Source organism: Pseudomonas sp., assembly GCF_040514055.1.
Taxonomy (GTDB): domain Bacteria; phylum Pseudomonadota; class Gammaproteobacteria; order Pseudomonadales; family Pseudomonadaceae; genus Aquipseudomonas.
In genome coordinates, this window is the sequence record NZ_JBEVDL010000066.1 from 192225 (window position 1) to 211445 (window position 19221).

At 64.9% G+C, this 19221-nt stretch carries 18 protein-coding genes; 8 read left to right on the forward strand and 10 right to left on the reverse strand.

What is annotated here, in order from left to right; all coding sequences use genetic code 11:
• Window positions 1-79: 79 nt before the first annotated feature.
• Window positions 80-967 (reverse strand): Hsp33 family molecular chaperone HslO, encoded by an 888-nt coding sequence (gene hslO, locus ABWY06_RS17290; protein ID WP_353926810.1) that lies wholly within the window; start codon window positions 965-967, stop codon window positions 80-82.
• Between the two features lie 133 nt (window positions 968-1100).
• On the reverse strand, window positions 1101-1520 hold the full coding sequence (locus ABWY06_RS17295) for an RNA-binding S4 domain-containing protein (RefSeq protein ID WP_353926811.1): 420 nt from the start codon (window positions 1518-1520) through the stop codon (window positions 1101-1103).
• Window positions 1521-1670: 150 nt separating this feature from the next.
• Here ABWY06_RS17295 and ABWY06_RS17300 point away from each other — a divergent pair, with 150 nt between their 5' ends.
• From ABWY06_RS17300 to rimK, 3 genes are all read left to right on the forward strand, one after another.
• Complete coding sequence (locus ABWY06_RS17300) at window positions 1671-2522, forward strand: phytanoyl-CoA dioxygenase family protein (protein ID WP_353926812.1); 852 nt, start codon at window positions 1671-1673, stop codon at window positions 2520-2522.
• 251 nt (window positions 2523-2773) lie between these two features.
• Complete coding sequence (rimB, locus tag ABWY06_RS17305) at window positions 2774-3256, forward strand: retropepsin-like aspartic endopeptidase RimB (protein ID WP_353926813.1); 483 nt, start codon at window positions 2774-2776, stop codon at window positions 3254-3256.
• Window positions 3253-4158 (forward strand): 30S ribosomal protein S6--L-glutamate ligase, encoded by a 906-nt coding sequence (rimK, locus tag ABWY06_RS17310; RefSeq protein ID WP_353926814.1) that lies wholly within the window; start codon window positions 3253-3255, stop codon window positions 4156-4158. Before rimB ends, rimK begins: the two co-directional genes overlap by 4 nt.
• A gap of 4 nt (window positions 4159-4162) precedes the next feature.
• On the opposite strand, the gene bipL is transcribed toward rimK, so the two are convergent.
• On the reverse strand, window positions 4163-5104 hold the full coding sequence (gene bipL / locus ABWY06_RS17315; protein WP_353926815.1) for a phospholipase BipL: 942 nt from the start codon (window positions 5102-5104) through the stop codon (window positions 4163-4165).
• Window positions 5105-5251: 147 nt separating this feature from the next.
• Between bipL and ABWY06_RS17320 the strand changes: the two genes are divergently transcribed.
• The gene (locus ABWY06_RS17320) at window positions 5252-5824 is read left to right on the forward strand and encodes a DUF6436 domain-containing protein (protein WP_353926816.1); all 573 of its coding nucleotides are present in this window, start codon (window positions 5252-5254) and stop codon (window positions 5822-5824) included.
• A 6-nt stretch (window positions 5825-5830) separates the two neighbouring features.
• Here ABWY06_RS17320 and ABWY06_RS17325 read toward each other — a convergent pair whose 3' ends face one another.
• Both ABWY06_RS17325 and ABWY06_RS17330 read right to left on the reverse strand, forming a co-directional pair.
• A complete protein-coding gene (locus ABWY06_RS17325) occupies window positions 5831-6628 on the reverse strand; it encodes a substrate-binding periplasmic protein (RefSeq protein ID WP_353926817.1) in 798 nt (265 codons plus the stop codon).
• Window positions 6629-6657: 29 nt separating this feature from the next.
• Window positions 6658-7713 (reverse strand): AraC family transcriptional regulator, encoded by a 1056-nt coding sequence (locus ABWY06_RS17330; RefSeq protein ID WP_353926818.1) that lies wholly within the window; start codon window positions 7711-7713, stop codon window positions 6658-6660.
• Between the two features lie 126 nt (window positions 7714-7839).
• On the opposite strand from ABWY06_RS17330, the gene ABWY06_RS17335 reads away from it, so the two are divergent.
• Both ABWY06_RS17335 and ABWY06_RS17340 read left to right on the forward strand, forming a co-directional pair.
• Window positions 7840-10224, forward strand: a complete 2385-nt coding sequence (locus tag ABWY06_RS17335) for a penicillin acylase family protein (protein WP_353926819.1) — start codon at window positions 7840-7842, stop codon at window positions 10222-10224.
• Window positions 10225-10337: 113 nt separating this feature from the next.
• Complete coding sequence (locus ABWY06_RS17340; protein ID WP_353926820.1) at window positions 10338-11723, forward strand: FAD-binding oxidoreductase; 1386 nt, start codon at window positions 10338-10340, stop codon at window positions 11721-11723.
• Window positions 11724-11952: 229 nt separating this feature from the next.
• On the opposite strand, the gene ABWY06_RS17345 is transcribed toward ABWY06_RS17340, so the two are convergent.
• The gene (locus ABWY06_RS17345; protein ID WP_353926821.1) at window positions 11953-13443 is read right to left on the reverse strand and encodes a type VI lipase adapter Tla3 domain-containing protein; all 1491 of its coding nucleotides are present in this window, start codon (window positions 13441-13443) and stop codon (window positions 11953-11955) included.
• Window positions 13444-13941: 498 nt separating this feature from the next.
• Here ABWY06_RS17345 and ABWY06_RS17350 point away from each other — a divergent pair, with 498 nt between their 5' ends.
• Both ABWY06_RS17350 and ABWY06_RS17355 read left to right on the forward strand, forming a co-directional pair.
• Window positions 13942-14160, forward strand: coding sequence for a hypothetical protein (locus ABWY06_RS17350; RefSeq protein WP_353926822.1), 219 nt, complete (start codon window positions 13942-13944; stop codon window positions 14158-14160).
• A gap of 215 nt (window positions 14161-14375) precedes the next feature.
• Window positions 14376-14786, forward strand: a complete 411-nt coding sequence (locus tag ABWY06_RS17355) for a hypothetical protein (protein WP_353926823.1) — start codon at window positions 14376-14378, stop codon at window positions 14784-14786.
• A 386-nt stretch (window positions 14787-15172) separates the two neighbouring features.
• Here ABWY06_RS17355 and ABWY06_RS17360 read toward each other — a convergent pair whose 3' ends face one another.
• The 4 genes from ABWY06_RS17360 to ABWY06_RS17375 all read right to left on the reverse strand — a co-directional run.
• Window positions 15173-16066, reverse strand: coding sequence for an ABC transporter permease subunit (locus ABWY06_RS17360; protein ID WP_353926824.1), 894 nt, complete (start codon window positions 16064-16066; stop codon window positions 15173-15175).
• Window positions 16063-16971, reverse strand: coding sequence for an ABC transporter permease subunit (locus ABWY06_RS17365; protein WP_353926825.1), 909 nt, complete (start codon window positions 16969-16971; stop codon window positions 16063-16065). Before ABWY06_RS17365 ends, ABWY06_RS17360 begins: the two co-directional genes overlap by 4 nt.
• Window positions 16968-18110, reverse strand: coding sequence for an ABC transporter ATP-binding protein (locus ABWY06_RS17370; RefSeq protein WP_353926826.1), 1143 nt, complete (start codon window positions 18108-18110; stop codon window positions 16968-16970). The genes ABWY06_RS17365 and ABWY06_RS17370 overlap by 4 nt, the downstream gene beginning before the upstream one ends.
• Before the next feature lie 56 nt (window positions 18111-18166).
• The coding region (locus ABWY06_RS17375; protein ID WP_353926827.1) for a polyamine ABC transporter substrate-binding protein at window positions 18167-19221 on the reverse strand (1055 nt) is incomplete at its 5' end.

Below are 19221 nucleotides of genomic sequence, written 5' to 3' on the forward strand. Positions count from 1 at the left end.
TGCGCCGGATTATGCCAGAAAAAAATCGGCTGGGTGCAGCCTCTGATCACCGGGCGGCGGCCCGGACCGGCGCCCGGGTTCAGTGCCGGGTGCCCGAGGGCGTCTGCGCACCACCGCCGGCGAACAACTGTGCCACATCGGCGGCGTCGAACAGGTAACGCTGGTTGCAAAACTGGCAGTCGATCACCACGGTGCCATTGTTCTCGGCGACCAAGGCTTCGGCATCCTCCTGGCCCAGGCTGACCAAGGCGCCCGCCGAGCGGTCCCGCGAACAGCTGCAGCGAAACAGCAAGGTCCGCGGATCGAACAGGCGCACCGTTTCCTCATGGTACAGGCGGTGCAACAGGGTCTGGTTGTCCAGCCCGAGGTGCTCCTCGGCGGTCAGGGTATCGGCCAGCACGGTCAGGTGCTGCCAGCTGGCCGCGCGCTCTTCCGGATCGTCCAGGCGGTCGGCCGGCAGTTGCTGCAACAGCAGACCACGGGCACGGCGGCCATCAGCGTGCAGCCAGAAGCGGGTCGGCAGCTGCTCCGAGGTGGCGAAGTAATTGGAGAAGCAGCTCGACAGGTCGGCGCCGTCGAGGGCGACTATGCCCTGGTAACGCTGGCCCTGTTTGGGGTCGACCGTCAGGGTCAGTACGCCCTCGGGCATCAGCTCGAGCAGCCCGGCATCGGCGGCGATCTGCTCGCCATGGTAACGGGCAATGCCGCGCAGTTCGCCTTCGCTGGAGCATTCGACCATCAACAGCGGCACCGCGCCGGCGGAACGCGCCTGGAGGATCAACAGGCCGTCGAACTTCAGGGTGCCAACCAGCAAGGCCGCCGCCGCCAGCAGCTCGCCCAGCAATTGCGCCACCGGCTCGGGATAGGCGTGCTTGGCCAAGACATGGGCATAACTGTCGTTGAGCACGACCAGTTCACCGCGCACGTCGGTGTCGTCGAAAAGAAAGCGCTGCGAGAAATCGGTCATGCCAGGATTCGCCAGGGATAAGCAAGGCTGGCGATTTTAGGCGCAAACCCGAGGGCGCACCAAGCGCCTCTTATCTATCGCCCGCAGCGCTTTTGCCTATCGGGCCGCGTCGGCGTGCGACAACAGGTCGCAGTCAGCCGTCCTGGCCGCCATGAAAACGGACAATCTGCCGCCGCTGCTTTTTGCTCGGACGGCCGTCGGTGGTCATGCCCAGGCTGCCGTCCTTGCGCTGCTGCGCCGCCAGTTCGCGGGCCGCCAGGCTCTCGGCGGTTTCGGCATACAGGGCCTGGGCCTCGGGTGCGCCACGGCGCACCGCGGATAACGCCAGGACCTGCACGCGGCGATCCTCGGTGCCAATGCGGATCGACAACTCGTCACCGACCCTGGGCTCCTTCGAGGGTTTGCAGCGTTCACCGCCACACTGCACCTTGCCGCCTTCGATCGCCGCCTTGGCCAAGGCCCGGGTCTTGAAAAAACGCGCCGCCCACAGCCATTTATCCAAACGAACCTTGTCGTCGTCCTGCTCGCCCTTGCCTTGCTGTTTATCCGCCACCTGATCCTGTCCTTACCGCTCGCCAGTGTAGAAAACCAAAAGAAAACCCAGGCATATCGGCATATTCCGGCGCCACGCCGGCCAGTGCCCTGGCGCCCCGGCCAATCATGCGAATACTGCTGACAGCAGCCCATTGGCGAGGAGCGTTCGATGCCCATCTTAGTGAAGGATTACCGGGAATACAGCCATACCGAACTGGCCGGCACCTACCGCTCCGATGCCGGCAGCCAGCCGCCGGTGCCCACCGCCCAGCTCGAACCCTTGTTGCAGGACCTCGACCGCCAGGGTTACCTGATCATTCCCGGCCTGCTTGACGACGCGCAGCTGCGGGAAATTCGCGACGATATTCTGCCGCGCCTGCAGCAGCCCGGGCGCAATAATTTCGAGGGCCTGGCCACCCAGCGCCTGTACGGGGTGATCGAGAAAACCCAGGTCTGCAACCCGCTGGTGGAGCACCCCTTGGTGCTGGCGTTGCTCGACCGCCTGCTACAACCCAACTACCTGCTCTCGCAGCTGCAGGCGATCAATATCCTCCCCGGCGAGGCGGCGCAACCGCTGCACCACGACGACGCGTTTTACCCAGTGCCCCGTCCGCGTGTGCCCCTGGGCGCCGCCACGGTGTGGGCGCTGGACGATTTCACCGCCGAAAATGGCGCCACCCAGCTGATCCCCGGCAGCCACCGCTGGGGGGAACGGACGCCCCGCGCCGAGGAGCTCGGCCAGTTGACTCCGGCACTGATGCCGGCCGGCTCGCTGCTGTTTTTCATCGGCACCCTCTGGCATGGCGGCGGCGCCAACCGCAGCCAGGCGGCACGCCTGGGCATCACCGCGCAGTACTGCGCGCCCTGGTGCCGCCAGCAGGAGAACTTCAGCCTGTCGGTGTCGCGCGCGCGGGCCAAAGGCTGCAGCCCGCACCTGCAGCGCATGCTCGGTTACAGCATCCATGCGCCCTTTATGGGCTTCGTCGACGGCATGCACCCCAAACGCCTGCTCGAGGACTGAAACCGCTCCAGGGCCTGTTTTGCTGCGATAAGCGATGACTCGTTGTTCGTTCTGAAGCCGCCGACGGCCCGTTTCATCGCGAGTCGGGTTTCAAAACCAGCTTCTGCGCGGCAATGCGGGTTGTGTCCACAGCCCCTAGGCCGCCAACCGGTCCACAGCCTGACCACGCCAGCCGAGCGTCCGCACGGGGGGCGGATGCAGTTGTCATAAGCTGCGACTAGAATGCCGGCACCTTATTCGGAAAGCCCGTATTGAAGACTTTCGATCAACTCACGGTCATCGGCCTGCGTGAATGGATTGCCCTGCCCGACCTGGGCGTGGCCGGGCTGCGGGCCAAGATCGATACCGGCGCCAGTACCTCCAGCCTGCACGCCACCGAGATCGTCCAGTTCGAGCGCGACGGCCAGCGCTGGGTGCGCTTCACCGCCCACCTGGGCACCCTGGTGCAGCTGCGCCATCGGCGCTGCGAAGCGCCGCTGGTGGCGATCAAGACCATCAAGAGCTCCAACGGCCATGCCCAGGTGCGCTACGTCATCCGCACCGGCCTGGCGCTCGGCGACCGGGCCTGGGCGGTGGACTTTACCCTGACCTGCCGCAAGGCCATGCGCTACCGTCTGCTGATCGGCGCCAAGGCGCTGATCGATGGCCAGCTGGTAGTCAATCCGGCGCTTTCCTATATCCAGGACAAACCGGGCATCCCGGCGTCCACTTCTTCCGTTACAGGTGTTGCATGAAGATCGCTGTGTTGTCGCGAAACCCGCGGCTGTATTCCACTCGCCGCCTGGTCGAGGCCGGCGGGCAACGCGGCCATGAGATGGTGGTGATCGACACCCTGCGCGCCTATATGAACATCGCCAGCCACAAGCCGCAGATCCACTACCGGGGCAAACCCCTGGAAGGCTTCGACGCGGTGATTCCGCGCATCGGCGCCTCGGTGACCTTCTATGGCTGCGCGGTGCTGCGCCAGTTCGAGATGATGGGCGTGTTCCCGCTCAACGAATCGGTGGCCATCGCTCGCTCGCGGGACAAGCTGCGCTCGCTGCAACTGCTATCACGGCGTGGCATCGGTCTGCCGGTGACCGGTTTCGCCCACTCCCCGGACGACATCGCCGACCTGATCCAGATGGTCAATGGCGCCCCCCTGGTGATCAAGGTGCTGGAAGGCACCCAGGGCATCGGCGTGGTCCTGTGCGAGACGGCCACGGCGGCCGAATCGGTGATCGAGGCCTTTATGGGCCTCAAGCAGGACATCATGGTCCAGGAGTACATCCAGGAAGCCGGCGGCGCGGATATCCGCTGCTTCGTGGTCGGCGACAAGGTGATCGCCGCGATGAAACGCCAGGCCAAGCCCGGTGAGTTTCGCTCCAACCTGCACCGCGGCGGCACCGCCAGCCTGATCAAGGTCACTCCGGAGGAACGCATGACCGCCATTCGCGCGGCCAAGGTGATGGGCCTGAGCGTGGCCGGCGTGGACATTTTGCGCTCCAATCACGGGCCGCTGGTGATGGAGGTCAACTCCTCGCCCGGCCTGGAAGGGATCGAGACCACCACCGGCAAGGACGTCGCCGGCATGATCATCCAGTACCTGGAAAAGAACGGCGGACCGCACCTGACCCGAACCAAGGGCAAGGGCTGATCGATCAGCCCAGGCGCTCGCTGAGAAAGCGAAAGTAACGCTCGCGCAGCTCCGGTGACTCGTTCGCCAAATGATGGCGCGCCCCCGGCAGCATCAGCACCTCGGGCGCGGCGAACTTGTCGCGCAGCACCTCGAGGTTATGCCGCCAATCCACGGTCAGGTCGGCGTCGCCCTGGACGATCAACGGGCTGCGCAGGCTGCGGGGCGCGGACTCGATATGCGGCACCCAGCGCGACAGCGCGCCGACCCAGGCGGTGGGCAGATTGCGCGGCTGCAGCGGGTCGTCCTGGGCGACGAAACGGAGGAACTCGACATCGTTGGAGTTCTCGCTGAAGCGCCGGGGAATGGCGTCGACAAAGGCCCTGACCAGCTGGTAACTGAGCCTCGACCAGCCCCAGGCCCGCGGTCGCACCAGGGGCGCCAGCAGGATGGTCTGACCCAGCGCGGCCGCCGGCTCACCGGTCAGCAGGTGATCCAATACAATCGCGCCGCCGGTGCTCTGCCCACACAGGTGCCAGGGCTGCGGCAGCTGCAGGGCCGCGGCCTCGCCGAGCAGCGCCTTGAGCACGAGCTGGTACTCGGCGAATTCGCCGATGCTGGCCCGCACCCCGCTGGACAGCCCGTGCCCCGGCAGGTCGCAGGCCAGCACGGCAAAGCCCATGCTCAAGGCCCAATCCACGACATGCCGGTACAGGCCGATATGGTCGTAATAACCGTGCATCAGCAGCAGCGTGGCCTTGGGCTGCGGCGGCCACCATGCCTGGGCCACGACCTGATAACCACCGACCTCCACACTGCCCAGTCGATGCTCCACGCCGGGGTGTTTGCCGGGCAGATCGAGTCCGTAAAAAGCGCGATAGGCCTGCACCTCCGGCAGCTCGACCGCGGCTGCGACCAGGGGTCGCAGGCGGCTACGCAGGGTCTCGGACTCAAAAGGCTGTGGCATAAGGGCGTTCCGCTGGTGAGCGCAATATCCTACAGGCTTTTGCGGGCGCGGCGGCAGCGCGCCGCGGTTCAGCTGCGCCGGAGGCCGTGGCACACTGGCGCCCGGCAGTGCCGCACGCTGCGACCGCCCCTTGTCGAACGGATCTTTATGCCCCCTGCAAAACCCCTGGTGCTCGGCCTGGTCCTGCTGCTCGGCGCTGCCGGCCTGTGGCAGGCCTATGCCTGGTACCAGGCCCGTTATATCCGCGCCTTCAGCGACCAGCCCACCCTGTTCAGCGGCGAGCCGCTGCGCCTGCCCGAGCGCCTCGCCGGGCCGGGTCCGATCCGCCTGGTGCACTTCTGGGACCCGGCCTGCCCCTGCAACGTCGGCAACCAGCAGCACCTGGCGGAGCTGGTCGAACGTTTTGCCGACCAGGGCGTTAAGTTCTACGGGGTACAAAAGCCCGGCAGCCAGGGCCAGCTGCCCGTCACCCTGCAGGCCATGGAGCCGCTGCCCGCCTTGCCCGGCAGCGAACAATTACCCGCCAGTCCAGCCGTGGCGATCTGGGACAGGGACGGCGCGCTGGCCTATTTCGGCCCCTACAGCGAGGGCGCCGTTTGCAACTCGAGCAACAGCTTTATCGAGCCGGTGCTCGAGGCACTGCGGCAGGGGCGGCGGGTCACGGCCACCCATACCCTGGCGGTCGGCTGTTTCTGTGCCTGGCAAAACGCCGAGCCGTGAGCGACCTCAGTGCGGCTGCAGCTGCAGGAAGCGCTGCAACACCTGCTCCGCCTCGCCGCTTTCCTGCTGCTGGATCAACACCTGGTTAAGTTGGCTGAGCAGCCGTTCGGCGCGCGGCGAGCCCTTGCTGACCAGCACGTAAAAGCGCTTGACCGCCGGCAACGCCAGATACCGCAGCTCGGACTCGGTCCGGTAGGCGCCGACGGCCAGGCCGCCGTACAACGGTTCGATTTCACTGGGGAAAAAATCGCAGCGCTGGCGGGCCAACAGGTCCAGGTTCTGCTGCACCGAGGGGAACAGCTCGGGCTCGTCCGCCAGGACAAAGGGTGCGTAGTTGTAACCAATCACGCCGCACACGTGGTAGCGCGCCAAGCCATCCTTGCTGCCCTCGCCGTTCAGCATCGGCGGTTGCTGAAAGCGCTGGGGCGAGTAGAACAGGCCCAAGCGAGTCTGATAGAGCACCACGCTGTAATAGGCATATTCAGCCCGCTCGGCTTTGTAGCTGGCGTCCCAGGTCAGCTCGCAACGGCCGTCACGGGCGAACTCGGCGAGCTCGCGCTGCACCCGGGCCCAGGGCAGGTAAGTGATCTGGTAGTCCAGCTTGAGGGTTTTCAGCGCACCGAGCACCAGGGTGGTCGCCGAGCCGGTGAGTTGCTCGCGGTCGGGCTGACCGTCCTTGCGTTCCCAGTAGGTGAACGGGGCCCACTCGTTGGAATTGCCGATGCAGATCTGCACCGGCGCGGGCGCAGCCTGCAGCAGGCTGCCGCACAGGCTCAGGACAACACCGCAACACAGATTTCGCATGGACAGCTCCCGCAACCGACCGTTACAGGCTAGTCCATCCCTGAACCGCACGAAGGCATCGCCCGGTCACGTTGCCGCATGACTTGTGGCGTATGGCCATACCATCGGCGAAAGGCCCGGTAAAACGGCGACAGCTCGGCGAAACCGCAGCGGCGGGCGACCTCCCGAATGGCCTGACCGGCGCCGAGCAACTCCAGCGCACGCTGGCGCCGCACCTCGTCATGCAGGCCGCGAAAACTTCCGCCCTGCTGCGCCAGGCCGCGCTGCAGGGCCCCCGCGCCCAGTGACAAGCCCTCGGCGCAGGCCCGCAGGGTACAGGTTCGCTGCCCCAGGTTGAGCGTCAACCAGTAGCGCACCCGGTTACTCAGCTGGTTTTCCGCCAGCTCGGCCAGTTCGCGCTCGGCTTCCTGGCTGAGCAGGGCGAACAGCCGCGGATGGCCGCTGCGCGAAGGTCGCTGCAGCAGCGCCGCCGGGAAGATCAGCGCATCGTGGGGCTGCTCGAACTGCGGCGTCAGGCCGAACAGCCGGCGGTGCTCGGTCAGCCGGCGCGGCGCGGCATGGCGGAACTCCAGGCCCAGCAGGCGGAAATCGCCGTCCGTGACGCTGGCCAGCAGCTTGATGACCAACAGCGCCAGGCACTCCATCTGTTGGCGCAAGGAGGCCAGGCCGCGATAATTCAGGTCCAGCACCAACGCCACCCGCTCGCCGCGCGGCTGCAGGACGGCGGCGAACCCACCGGAGAGGATGTGCTGAAAACGCACGAAGCTCTCCAGCGCCTGCTGCAGATCCTGGCTGGCCAACAGCAGATACCCCACCACGTCCAGCGGTCGCGGCACCATCACCTCGGCCAGGTGCAAGCCGATATCGGCATCGCCACTGAGCCCCGGCAGGGCCTGCCAGAACAGCGGCGCGTTGTCGTGCCCCTCGCGCCCGTCGATCAGCAGCGCCTGCACCGGCATGCCCTGGTAGGCGCGCCGATAGGTATCGGTGGGGTCCAGTCCGAGCTCGGCGAGGGCCTCGTAGAGCAAGCGGCGCAAGGTCGGTGAGTGGGTCAGCGCCGCGGCGTTGCCGGGTGAGATCTGCATTGAGGGCTCCGCAAAATTGACCAAAGACTTGCAGCTGGCGAGTCTTTAGTCAATGCGACTCGCCCCTGGGCCGCGCAGAATGGGACAGACCGGCTACCGACGCTCCCTGACGACAAGGACCTCCCCATGAAACGCAGCCTGACGCTACTGGCACTGGCCGTTGCCGCCACCTTGGCCGGCGGCACCTGGTACCTGCACGGCAAACAGCCGCAGCGTGCCGGCGAACAGCCATTGGCCGGCCTGCAGGCGCCGGTCCAGGTGCGCTACGACGAACGTGGCGTGCCGCATATCCGCGCGGAGAACGAGGCGGACCTGTACCGCGCGCTGGGCTACGTGCATGCCCAGGACCGCCTGTTCCAGATGGAAATGATGCGCCGCCTGGCCCGTGGCGAACTGGCCGAGGTGCTGGGGGCCAAGCTGCTGGCGACCGACCGGTTTTTTCGCACCCTGGGCATCCGCGCCCATGCCGATGCCTATGCCCGCACACTCGACCCCGCCAGCCCCGGCACCCGGGCGCTGCAGTCCTACCTGGACGGCATCAACCAGTACCAGCAAAGCCATCCGGCGCCGCTGGAATTCGACCTGCTGGGCATCCCCAAGCGACCCTTTACCGCCGAGGACACCTTGAGCGTCGCCGGTTACATGGCCTACAGCTTTGCCGCGGCCTTTCGCACCGAGCCGGTGCTCAGCCATGTGCGCGACAGCCTCGGCGCCGAGTACCTGAAGGTCTTCGCCCTCGAGTGGCAGCCCGACGGGGTGCTGGGCAAAACAGCGCTGAGCGGCGGCGACTGGCAGGACCTGAATGCCCTGGCGCGGCTCAGTCACCAGGCCCTGGTCGACGCCGGCCTGCCGCAATTCGAGGGCAGCAACGCCTGGGTGATCGGCGGCGGCCGAACCGCCAGTGGCAAGCCGCTGCTGGCGGGCGACCCGCATATCCGCTTCGCGGCGCCCGCGGTCTGGTACGAGGCGCAGCTGTCGGCCCCGGGCTTCGAGCTGTACGGGCATCACCAGGCGCTCAACCCGGTGGCCTCCCTCGGCCACACGCCGACCTTCGGCTGGAGCATCACCATGTTCCAGAACGACGACCTCGATCTGGTCGCCGAAACCCTCAATCCGGCCAACCCCAACCAGGTGAAATACCAGGGACAGTGGGTCGACCTGCAAAGTCGCCAGGAGCGTATCCTGGTCAAGGACGCCGAGCCGGTCGAGCTGACCCTGCGCCGTTCGCCCCACGGGCCGATCATCAACGATGCGTTGGGCGCCACCGCGGGCAGCACGCCCATCGCCATGTGGTGGGCCTTCCTGGAAACCGAGAACCCGTTGCTCGACGGCTTTTACCAGCTCAACCGCGCCGACAGTCTGGACAAGGCCCGCGCCGCGGTGGAGAAGATCCAGTCACCGGGCCTGAACGTGCTGTGGGCCAATGCCAGTGGCGATATCGGCTGGTGGGCCGCGGCGCTGCTGCCCCGGCGCCCGGCCGGGGTCAACCCGGCCTTTATCCTCGATGGCGCCACGGGCGAGGCCGACAAGCTGGGCTACCACCCCTTTAGCGACAACCCCCAGGAAGAGAACCCACCGCGCGGTTACATCCTCTCGGCCAACCACCAGCCCGTGCCGGACAGCGGCATCGCCATCCCTGGCTACTACAACCTGGCGGACCGCGCTCTTCGTTTGGACCAGCGCCTGGCCGAACCCGGTGTGAAATGGGACCTGCAGAACAGCCAGGCGCTGCAACTGGACAGCGGCAGCGGCTACGCCCAGCGAGTCCTGGCACCGATCCTCGACGAGCTACGCGCCGCGGCCGGCAATGACGGCGAGCGCGCCCTGGTGGAACAATTGGCCGGCTGGGACGGCGATCACCGAATCGACGAGACCGTACCGACCCTGTTCAACCAGCTGCTCTACCAGCTGGGCCAGGCGGCCATGGCCGACGAACTGGGCCCGGCCTTTTTCGACAACCTGCTCAACACCCGGGTGCTGGATGCGACCCTGCCGCGCCTGACCGCCGACGCAAACTCGCCCTGGTGGGACGACCGCACCACCGAGGCCCGGGAAAGCCGCGCCGACACCCTCAGGCAGGCCTGGCGGGCCAGCCTGGCGCACCTGGACCGTACGCTCGGCAGCGACCGCTCGCGCTGGACCTGGGGCCAGGCCCATCAACTGACCCACGGCCACCCGCTGGGCCAGCAAAAACCCCTGGACCGGCTGTTCAACGTTGGCCCTTTCCCCGCGCCCGGCAGCCACGAGACACCGAACAACCTGTCCCACGTCGTCGGCCCGGCACCCTGGTCGGTGATCTACGGTCCCTCGACCCGGCGCCTGATCGATTTCGCCCAACCGGACCAGAGCCTGGGCATCAACCCGGTGGGCCAGAGCGGCGTGCTGTTCGACGCCCACTACGCCGACCAGGCCGCGGACTATATCCAGGGTCGCTACCAGCCCCAGCACAGCGGCGAAGACGATGTGGCCGCCCATACCCGGTCGACCCTGCGCCTGCTGCCCAGCCCCTGACCTGACCCCGCGCCGGGCACCCCGGCGCGGCGATCGGCGCCAACCGGGCTGCGCGTTTCAGCCTGGCGGCCTCTATCCACCTTTCGCCTGCGACCCCCTCGCTGGAGACCTGCATGTTCGCGCGTCTGTTACTGCTCTGTGGCCTGGCCCTGCACCCCTGGTTGGTGCAGGCCGAAACCGTCAATGACATCACCGGACTCAACCCGATCGAGGTGGCCCAAGTGTTGGCCCCCACCCGCCTGGAGCAGATAGTCGAGGCGGTGCGCCAGCACCCGGGACCGATCGCCATCGGCGGTGGGCGTTACAGCATGGGCGGGCAGACCGCCAGCGACGGCGCGCTGCAACTGGACATGCGCCGCTTCGACCAGGTCCTGGCGTTCTGCCCGGAGCGGCGCGAGGTGCGGGTGCAGGCCGGTATCACCTGGCGCAAGCTGCTGGACTACCTCGACCCCCACGACCTGTCGCCACAGATCATGCAGTCCTACGCCAACTTCACCGTCGGTGGCTCGCTGTCGGTCAATGTGCATGGCCGTTACGTCGGCCAGGGCCCCATGGTGCTGTCGGTGCGCTCGATCCGTGTGGTCCTGGCCGACGGCCAGCTCGTCACCGCCAGCCCCACGCACAACAGCGAGCTGTTCTACGGCGCCATCGGCGGTTACGGCGGCCTGGGCGTCATAGTCGAGGCCACATTGGCGCTGCAGCCCAATAGCCGCATCGCACGCCACAGCGAGGTCATGCCACTGAGTGCCTACCGCGACTATTTTTTCACCCAGGTGCGCGACAACCCCCAGGTGCTGCTGCACAACGGCGTGCTCTATCCCGGCGCCTATGACCGGGTGCGCGCGGTGTCCTACCTGCAGACCGAGGCGGCGCTGACCGAGCCGGAGCGCCTGGTGCCGGACGACCGCGACTACCGCCGCCAGCAACTGGCGATCAAGCTGGTCGCCGGCTCCGCCGCAGGGCGTGGCCTGCGCGAGGCGCTGCTCGACCCGTTGCTCTACCGCGGCGACCAGGTGCAGTGGCGCAATCATGAGGCCAGCCTCGATGTGCGCGAGCTGGAGCCCTTGTCCGGCGCAGACTTCAGCTACGCGCTGGAGGAGTACTTCGTACCTCCGGCGCAGCTGGAAGCCTTTATCGCGCAGATGGCCGAGATTCTCCAGCGGCACGGCGCCAACGTGCTGAACGTGTCCATTCGCCATGCCAGGGCCGACCCCGGCACCCTACTGGCCTGGGCCCCCGAGGAGGTCTTCGCCCTGGTGATCTACTACCGCCAGGGCACCAGCGCTGCCGAGCGCGCCGCGGTGGGCGCCTGGACCCGTGAGCTGATCGATGCCGCCCTAGCCCATCAGGGGCGTTATTACCTGCCCTATCAGCTGCACGCCAGCCAGGCGCAGTTCCTTGCCGCCTACCCACGCGCCCCGGAATTTTTCGCCCTGAAAAAACGCCTGGACCCCGGCAACAAGTTTCGCAATAAACTGCTGGAGACCTATGACCGCTGATGGCTTCGACCGGCCAGCGCCCAATCGCCTGAATCCCTGGCCCGAACACCGACCCCGAACACTCTGGCCCGTTCTGGCAACCTGCACGCCCGGTCCCCGCGGACATAAACCGGATAGCGCTGCGCGGCCATGCCGAGCTGCCGCTGTTCCGACCACGAGGTACAGGCGGACAGATCCGGGCCTGGAAAAATAACGCGCATCGCCCGGTCGCAGTACATGGGGCAGCCCCTCAGAAGGTATCCCTGACCCCTTTGGTCGATGGAAAATGCGGACGGGTGATGGCCGCATCCCGCGCGATCTGCTCGGCCGAGGGGGGCGTGACCAGCAGCAAGGTGGCGCCATCGTTGCGCCGCAGGTTGGCCACCAGGGTCGCCCCGCCGCTCTGCTTGCCGGCCATGGACGCCAGCGCGACCCCGACAAAGGCGCTGGCCGCCCCGGTGTCGCCCAGGATCTGCGCCAGGTCGAAGCCGTGCCGGGAGTCGACCAGGTCGAACCCGGCATCGACTGCCTGCACCGCTTGCACCAACGGCGCAAAGCGAGCCTTGCCGTCACGGTCGCCCCAGCCGCTGCCATAGTCGTAAAAGACCCGTTCCGGCAGTTTGCCGTCCAGGGGCTCGAGCGCCGCGCGCAGCGCCCTTTGCAGGCGTGCAGTCCGCTGCGCCGCGTCGACTGGCTTGCCGTCGGCATCCAGGTAGGACACGACCTGCGGGCGGTGCAACGTGCCCTGGTGTTCCAAACGATCGAATTGCTCGATTTGGAAGGGCGTCCAGGGCACCGCCAGGTAGCGGGTCGGCACATAAGGCGTGGGCGGGGCTTTTTTCCAGCCGGCAAATTCCGACCAGTTGCGCGAGAAGCGGCCGCCGCGGTTCTTGACCACCATGGTGTCCTTGACGAACGGCGCGAACGGGCGCAAGCGCTCGACCCGCGCACGCTGGGCCAGCACCAGCATGGCGTAGCTGTCGCTGATCACGTCCGCCTGTTTGGGCCGGTACACCTGCTCGGCGGCCAGTTTTTCGTAGCGGGGGGGATCGCTTCGGATAAAACTCAAGGCACGGTGCATGGCACTGTCCTTGGCGTGCACGGCGAGTGCCGGAAGGTCCGTCTGCTGCTCGACAGTGGCGAACAGACGTTGCCACAGCAGATCGGGCTCGTCGTGGAGATAGGAATCCACCACCCGCCCACTTTGGGTCAGCAGTTCGCGGAAGGACCCCGTATCGGTGTATTTGCCGGAGACCTTGGTGACCACCACGCCACCGGCATTCGCCTTGCGCCTGAACTCGCGCGCTTCGCCAACCTCCGCTTCGCCAAAGGACGGGGCGACAACGGAAATGGGCAGCGGATAACGGTCCATAAATTCACGCACGGCGGCATCGATCGCATCGAGGTTGCGCTTGGCCGCCATCATCTGCCATTCCGGCAGGTTCTTGGGGTATTGCTGGGCCTCTTGCGTGACGATATAGCGGCCATGGCTGTTCTGGACGGCCTGCCACAGGTTGGCCTTGGGGTAGTCGGGGTGGTTACGCCAGGTTTCGACTGCCACGCCCACGCCGACCAGCTCCAGCGAGTCGATGGCCGCAGCCGGGGTGCTGCCGGTCAGTGCGGGCACCACAAGCGGGTCCGGCTTATTGGGTGTAGTCGGCGCGCAGAACGCCTGGGCCGCCAGCAGCAGACCCGCCAATGACCCGAGCCAGCGGCCGAGCAGCCACCCTAGGAGGCGCATCCGGCGGCCCTAACCCGGCGCCTTTGGCTCACATAAGGGTAGCGAGGTGTCCTTGGGGTCGCCGGTGCAAAACTCGCGATCGAGCGTAAAAGCGGTAAAACAGCCGCTTAGCGACAACAGGAGGCCGAGGATCACGAGGGCAAAAAACACATCGGAAGCTGACGGCAACCGGTGCGTGCAACGGGTAACGACCTTCATCTTTCTCATCCCTGTGTAAATAAATACCGTGGTTGCCTGCAGAACTTGCGGGCCATGGACGCCATTAACAGCCTGCCAGCGCCACGACGGTAACGCTGATGCCGAACCGCGGCAACCGGCCGGACACCCTCCGCCAAGCGATATGTGAGCGTGCAAGCGTCGCCGAACCTAAGCAGCGGACAGGGCTCCTGCACACCACGGCAGTGAGCGACCCGCGCAAGAGAATCCTGCGACCAACCGCCAGGCATGGCACAGTGTCAGTACGGGGGACGTTGCTTCCCCATTTCAGGGAACACACCCATGAGTACGATCAAAATCGCGGCCTTGGCCTTTATCATTGTCGGCGTTCTGGCCTTGGCCTACGGCGGCTTCAGCTTTACTCGGGAAACCCACGAAGTAAAGCTCGGCCCTCTAGAGCTGTCGGTCCAGGAAAAGGAAACGGTCAATATTCCCATCTGGGCCGGTATTGGCGCGATCCTGATCGGCGGCGCGCTGCTGCTGGCCGGCCGCAAGAGCTGAAAAAGGCCACCGCGGACTAACGGGCCTCGGCGCTGGCTGGGCCAGCGCGCGGCCGATACGAAGAAACCTTACCCGAGGCTGGCCAGGGCAACCCTGGCGGCGCTAAGAACACGCCCTGATCAAGTTGGCAAATGTGTTCAGCTGGAGAAAAATGGGCGGGTAACGCGCATGATTAAAGCGTTTTATACCTCATCGTTCGGCCTATATGAAAAACCATGACATTTTCCCTGTACGCACTACTCAGTGATGACTCCTCGCCCGTTTCCAATGAATCGTTGGCCATTGCTCTCCAAGAGTATTTGCGCAACGAAAACAATTTTTCGCTGCAGTTTGAGCGATTGCCGTTTGCCAAAAACCAGACCCTGGCTCTTCGCTGGGGGTCATGGCTGGTACGCGTGAGCTATGAGGAAGGTGATGCGGTTAAGCAGGATTCAATTGGAATCCAGAAAAAAACAGCTGCCACTTCTGAACATGAAGTTTCCCATATAAAAAAACGGATTCGTTTAGTCATTGGCAGCGATGACAACCAACACTTTACCAACCAGCTCATCTACCTGATTGATTTCCTGAGAACGATAAAGGGTGTGTTGATTTTCGATCCCCAGCAGAACGACTTTGTAAATTAACTCGCGGGGTCTAGCGTCTTGATCCGGTGATAAAAACCGCTCTATGTACCCTGCCGCAACGATTGACGATCAGGTGGTTTGGATCAACGCGCTCCGACAGTACCTCTTCGAAAATTTGTCTGGCCTCTGAAGTGTAAATTTTCGCTGGCCACGTAGGCTGTATTCGCCGAAGGCAGTACACCAGGATGCCCAACGTGAAGTGAAGGCAGCGTAAGAGCAGGGTGGGCTGTCGCTGAACAACGCGCCGAGACCACCCTACGCCCTCGCTGAGCAGGGCTCTTGTTGCCCGGGCGGCAAGACGCTGTCCACACACAGCGCTTCTTTTTCTGGACGGCGCCGATAAAAAACGGGCCCCGAAGGGCCCGTTTTTTATCCAACCAACACCACTAGGCGACCGCTTGTGACGGGTCGCGGCGTGGATCGGGGCCATTGTGGCGACCGGGACCGGTGCTTTCCTCCATGGCCTCGAGCAGCGCGCGCTTGCGGTTCTCCTCGGCCCGCTGGGCGAAGAACCAGACCAGGAAGGTGACCAGCGACACCGACAGCAGGATCAGGCTGGCGACCGCATTGATCTCCGGTTTCACCCCCAGGCGCACGGCGGAAAACACCTCCATCGGCAAGGTGGTGGAGCCCGGTCCGGAAACGAAGCTGGCCAGCACCAGGTCGTCCAGCGACAGGGCGAAGGACATCATGCCGCCGGCGGCCAGCGAGGGCGCGATCATCGGGATGGTGATCAGGAAGAACACCTTCCAGGGTTTGGCGCCCAGGTCCATGGCCGCCTCCTCGATGGAGATATCCAGCTCGCGCAGGCGCGCCGACACCACCACCGCCACATAGGCCGAGCAGAAGGTGGTGTGGGCGATCCAGATGGTCAGCAGACCCCGCTGCTCCGGCCAGCCGATCAGTTGCGCCATGGCCACGAACAGCAGCAGCAGCGACAGGCCGGTGATCACTTCGGGCATCACCAAGGGCGCGGTCACCAGGCCGCCGAACAGCGTGCGGCCCTTGAAGTGGGTCACCCGGGTCAGCACGAAGGCGGCCATGGTGCCCAGCGCCACCGCGGCGATCGCGGTGTAGCAGGCGACCTCCAGCGAGCGCATCACCGAGCCCATCAGTTGGCTGTTGTCCAGCAGCCCGGCGTACCACTTCAGCGACCAGCCGCCCCACACCGTCACCAGCTTGGAGGCGTTGAACGAGTAGATGACCAGGATAACCATGGGCAGGTAGATAAACAGCAGCCCGAGCACCAGCATCAGCTTGGAGAAGTTGAAACGCTTCATGGCCGGCCCTCCATTTCTTTCGCCTGACTGCGGTTAAACAGAATGATCGGCACGATCAGGATTGCCAGCATCACCACCGCCAGTGCCGAGGCCACCGGCCAGTCGCGGTTGTTGAAGAACTCCTGCCACAGCACCTTGCCGATCATCAGGGTCTCCGGCCCGCCGAGCAGTTCGGGGATGACGAACTCACCGACCACCGGGATAAACACCAGCATGCAGCCGGCGATAATGCCGTTCTTCGACAGCGGCACGGTGATCTTCCAGAAGCTGGTCAGGTTGCGCGCGCCCAGGTCGGCCGCCGCTTCCAGCAGGCTGAGGTCGTGTTTGACCAGGTTGGCGTAGAGCGGCAGGATCATAAAGGGCAGGTACGAATAGACCACCCCGATATAGACCGCGATATTGGTGTTGAGGATCTGCAGCGGTTCGTGGATCAGCCCCAGGCTCAGCAGCACGCTGTTGAGCAGACCGTTATTGCTGAGGATGCCCATCCAGGCGTAGACGCGGATCAGGATGGCGGTCCAGGTCGGCATCATGATCAGCAGCAACAGCACCATCTGCTTGTCCTGGGGGGCACGGGCGATGGCATAGGCCATCGGGTAGCCGATCAACAGGCACAGCAGGGTGCTGAAGAACGCCACCTGCAGCGAGCCCAGGTAGGCCTGCAGGTACAACGCATCCTCACTGAGGAAGATGTAGTTGCCCAGGTTGAGCATGATCTGCAGTTTCTGCTCGACCAGGCTGTAGATCTCCGTGTAAGGCGGAATCGCCACGTCGGCTTCGGCGAAGCTGATCTTCAGCACGATCACGAAGGGCAGCAGGAAGAACAGGAACAGCCAGATAAACGGCACGCCGATGACGACGTGCCGCCCGGTGGGTAAACGTTTGGTCAGGCTGGCGATTTTCATGAGCGCAGCACCACGCCACTGTCGTCTTCCCACCAGACGAATACCTGATCGTCCCAGGTCGGCCGCGCGCCCCGCCGCTCGGCGTTGGCGACGAAGGACTGGACGATCATGCCGCTGGGCAACTTGACGTAGAACACCGAGTGGCCGCCCAGGTAGGCGATATCGTGCACCGTGCCACGGGACCAGTTGTGCTCGCAGGTCGGCTGCTCGGTGGTGACCAGCAGTTTCTCCGGGCGGATGGCGTAGGTCACGCTCTTGTCCTGCACCGAGGTGCTGACACCGTGGCCGACAAAGATATTGCGCTCCAGGGCCGGGCAATCGATCAGCGCGTGCCCCTCGGCGTCGTCCACCACCTGGCCGTCGAACAGGTTGACGTTGCCGATGAATTCACAGACCAAGCGGCTGGTCGGCGTCTCGTAGATGTCGATCGGGCTGCCGATCTGGGCGATCCAGCCCAGGTGCATGATGGCGATGCGCTGGGCCATGGTCATGGCCTCTTCCTGGTCGTGGGTCACCATCACGCAGGTCACGCCGACCCGCTCGATGATTTCCACCAGCTCCAGCTGCATCTGCGAGCGCAGTTTCTTGTCCAGCGCGCCCATCGGCTCGTCAAGCAGCAGCAGCTTAGGGCTCTTGGCCAGGGAGCGGGCCAGGGCGACCCGCTGCCGCTGGCCACCGGACAACTGGTGCGGCTTGCGCTTGGCGTACTGGGTCATATGCACCAGCTTGAGCATCTCGGCGACCCGCGCGTCGATCTGCTCCCTGGGCATGCTGTCCTGCTTGAGGCCGAAGGCGATATTGTCCGCCACGCTCATGTGCGGAAACAGCGCATAGGACTGGAACATCATATTGATCGGCCGCTCGTAGGGCGGCAGGTCGGTGATGTCCTGGCCATCGAGGTAGATCCGCCCCTCGGTGGGCCGCTCGAAGCCGGCGAGCATGCGCAGCAAGGTGGACTTACCCGACCCCGAGCCGCCGAGCAGGGCAAAGATTTCGCCCTTGTTGATAGTCAGGGACACGTCGTCCACCGCTATCGTCTCGTCGAACTTCTTGGTCACCCGGTCGATTTTAACCAGCACCTGTTTGGGTTGCTGGTCGCCCTCGAGGGCTTTCTTGTAGGCGCCGGAGGCAACTGCCATTACCAAAACTCCCAACTATTTTGAGGACCCGGCCCCTGCGGCCGGGCCTTTTTGAATCACTGACCCGACTTGACCTTGGTCCAGCTGCGGGTCATCAAACGTTGAACCTTGGGCGGCAGCTCGGCCGACACATAGAGTTTGTCCAGCACCGCCTGGGGCGGATAGACGGAGGCGTCGTTGCGCACTGCCTGGTCCATCAACGGCCCGGCCGCCAGGTTAGGGTTGGCGTAGCCGACATAGTCGCTGACCTTGGCGATCACCTCGGGTTGCAGCAGGTAGTCGATAAAAGCGTGGGCCTCCTTGCTGTTGCTCGCATCGGCCGGGATGGCCAGCATGTCGAACCACAGGTTGGCGCCTTCCTTGGGAATGGCGAAGGCGATCTTCACGCCCTTGCCGGCCTCGTCGGCGCGGTCGGCGGCCTGCAGCACGTCGCCCGAGAAGCCGGCGGCGACGCAGATGTCGCCGTTGGCCAGGTCGGCGATGTACTTGGAGGAATGGAAGTAGGTCACGTAGGGACGCACCGCCAGCAGCTTGGCTTCAGCCTTCTGGTAATCCTCGGGGTTCTGGCTATTGGGGTCCAGGCCCAGGTAGTTGAGCATGGCCGGCATCATCTCGTCGGCCGAGTCGAAGAAGGCCACGCCGCAGCTGGAAAGTTTCTTGATGTTCTCCGGCTCGAACAGCACGGCCCAGGAATCGATCTGCTCCAGGCCCAACACGGCCTTGACCTTGTCGACGTTGTAGCCGACGCCGTTGGTACCCCACAGGTAGGGTACCGCGTAGAGGTTGCCCGGGTCGTTGACCTCGAGTTGCTTGAGCAACGCCGGGTCGAGGTTTTTCAGGTTCGGCAGCAGCGCCTTGTCCAGTTTCTGGAAGGCGCCAGCCTTGATCTGCTTGCCCATGAAGTGATTGCTCGGCACCACCAGGTCGTAACCGGAGCGGCCGGCCAACAGCTTGCCTTCAAGGGTTTCGTTGGAGTCGAAGACGTCGTAGACCGGTTTGATTCCGGTCTCTTTCTGGAAGTCGGCCAGAGTGGTCTCGCCGATGTAGTCCGACCAGTTATAAATATGCACGGTGCCAGCGGCCTGGACACTAACGGCAAGCGTCAGTCCGG

What these genes read in the sequence shown, in the direction of transcription:
- hslO (WP_353926810.1), bottom strand. Translation starts at nt 967, where the DNA reads ATGACCGATTTCTCGCAGCGCTTTCTTTTCGACGACACCGACGTGCGC.
- ABWY06_RS17300 (WP_353926812.1), top strand. Translation starts at nt 1,671, where the DNA reads ATGCCCATCTTAGTGAAGGATTACCGGGAATACAGCCATACCGAACTG.
- rimK (WP_353926814.1), top strand. Translation starts at nt 3,253, where the DNA reads ATGAAGATCGCTGTGTTGTCGCGAAACCCGCGGCTGTATTCCACTCGC.
- bipL (WP_353926815.1), bottom strand. Translation starts at nt 5,104, where the DNA reads ATGCCACAGCCTTTTGAGTCCGAGACCCTGCGTAGCCGCCTGCGACCC.
- ABWY06_RS17320 (WP_353926816.1), top strand. Translation starts at nt 5,252, where the DNA reads ATGCCCCCTGCAAAACCCCTGGTGCTCGGCCTGGTCCTGCTGCTCGGC.
- ABWY06_RS17325 (WP_353926817.1), bottom strand. Translation starts at nt 6,628, where the DNA reads ATGCGAAATCTGTGTTGCGGTGTTGTCCTGAGCCTGTGCGGCAGCCTG.
- ABWY06_RS17330 (WP_353926818.1), bottom strand. Translation starts at nt 7,713, where the DNA reads ATGCAGATCTCACCCGGCAACGCCGCGGCGCTGACCCACTCACCGACC.
- ABWY06_RS17335 (WP_353926819.1), top strand. Translation starts at nt 7,840, where the DNA reads ATGAAACGCAGCCTGACGCTACTGGCACTGGCCGTTGCCGCCACCTTG.
- ABWY06_RS17340 (WP_353926820.1), top strand. Translation starts at nt 10,338, where the DNA reads ATGTTCGCGCGTCTGTTACTGCTCTGTGGCCTGGCCCTGCACCCCTGG.
- ABWY06_RS17345 (WP_353926821.1), bottom strand. Translation starts at nt 13,443, where the DNA reads ATGCGCCTCCTAGGGTGGCTGCTCGGCCGCTGGCTCGGGTCATTGGCG.
- ABWY06_RS17350 (WP_353926822.1), top strand. Translation starts at nt 13,942, where the DNA reads ATGAGTACGATCAAAATCGCGGCCTTGGCCTTTATCATTGTCGGCGTT.
- ABWY06_RS17355 (WP_353926823.1), top strand. Translation starts at nt 14,376, where the DNA reads ATGACATTTTCCCTGTACGCACTACTCAGTGATGACTCCTCGCCCGTT.
- ABWY06_RS17360 (WP_353926824.1), bottom strand. Translation starts at nt 16,066, where the DNA reads ATGAAGCGTTTCAACTTCTCCAAGCTGATGCTGGTGCTCGGGCTGCTG.
- ABWY06_RS17365 (WP_353926825.1), bottom strand. Translation starts at nt 16,971, where the DNA reads ATGAAAATCGCCAGCCTGACCAAACGTTTACCCACCGGGCGGCACGTC.
- ABWY06_RS17370 (WP_353926826.1), bottom strand. Translation starts at nt 18,110, where the DNA reads ATGGCAGTTGCCTCCGGCGCCTACAAGAAAGCCCTCGAGGGCGACCAG.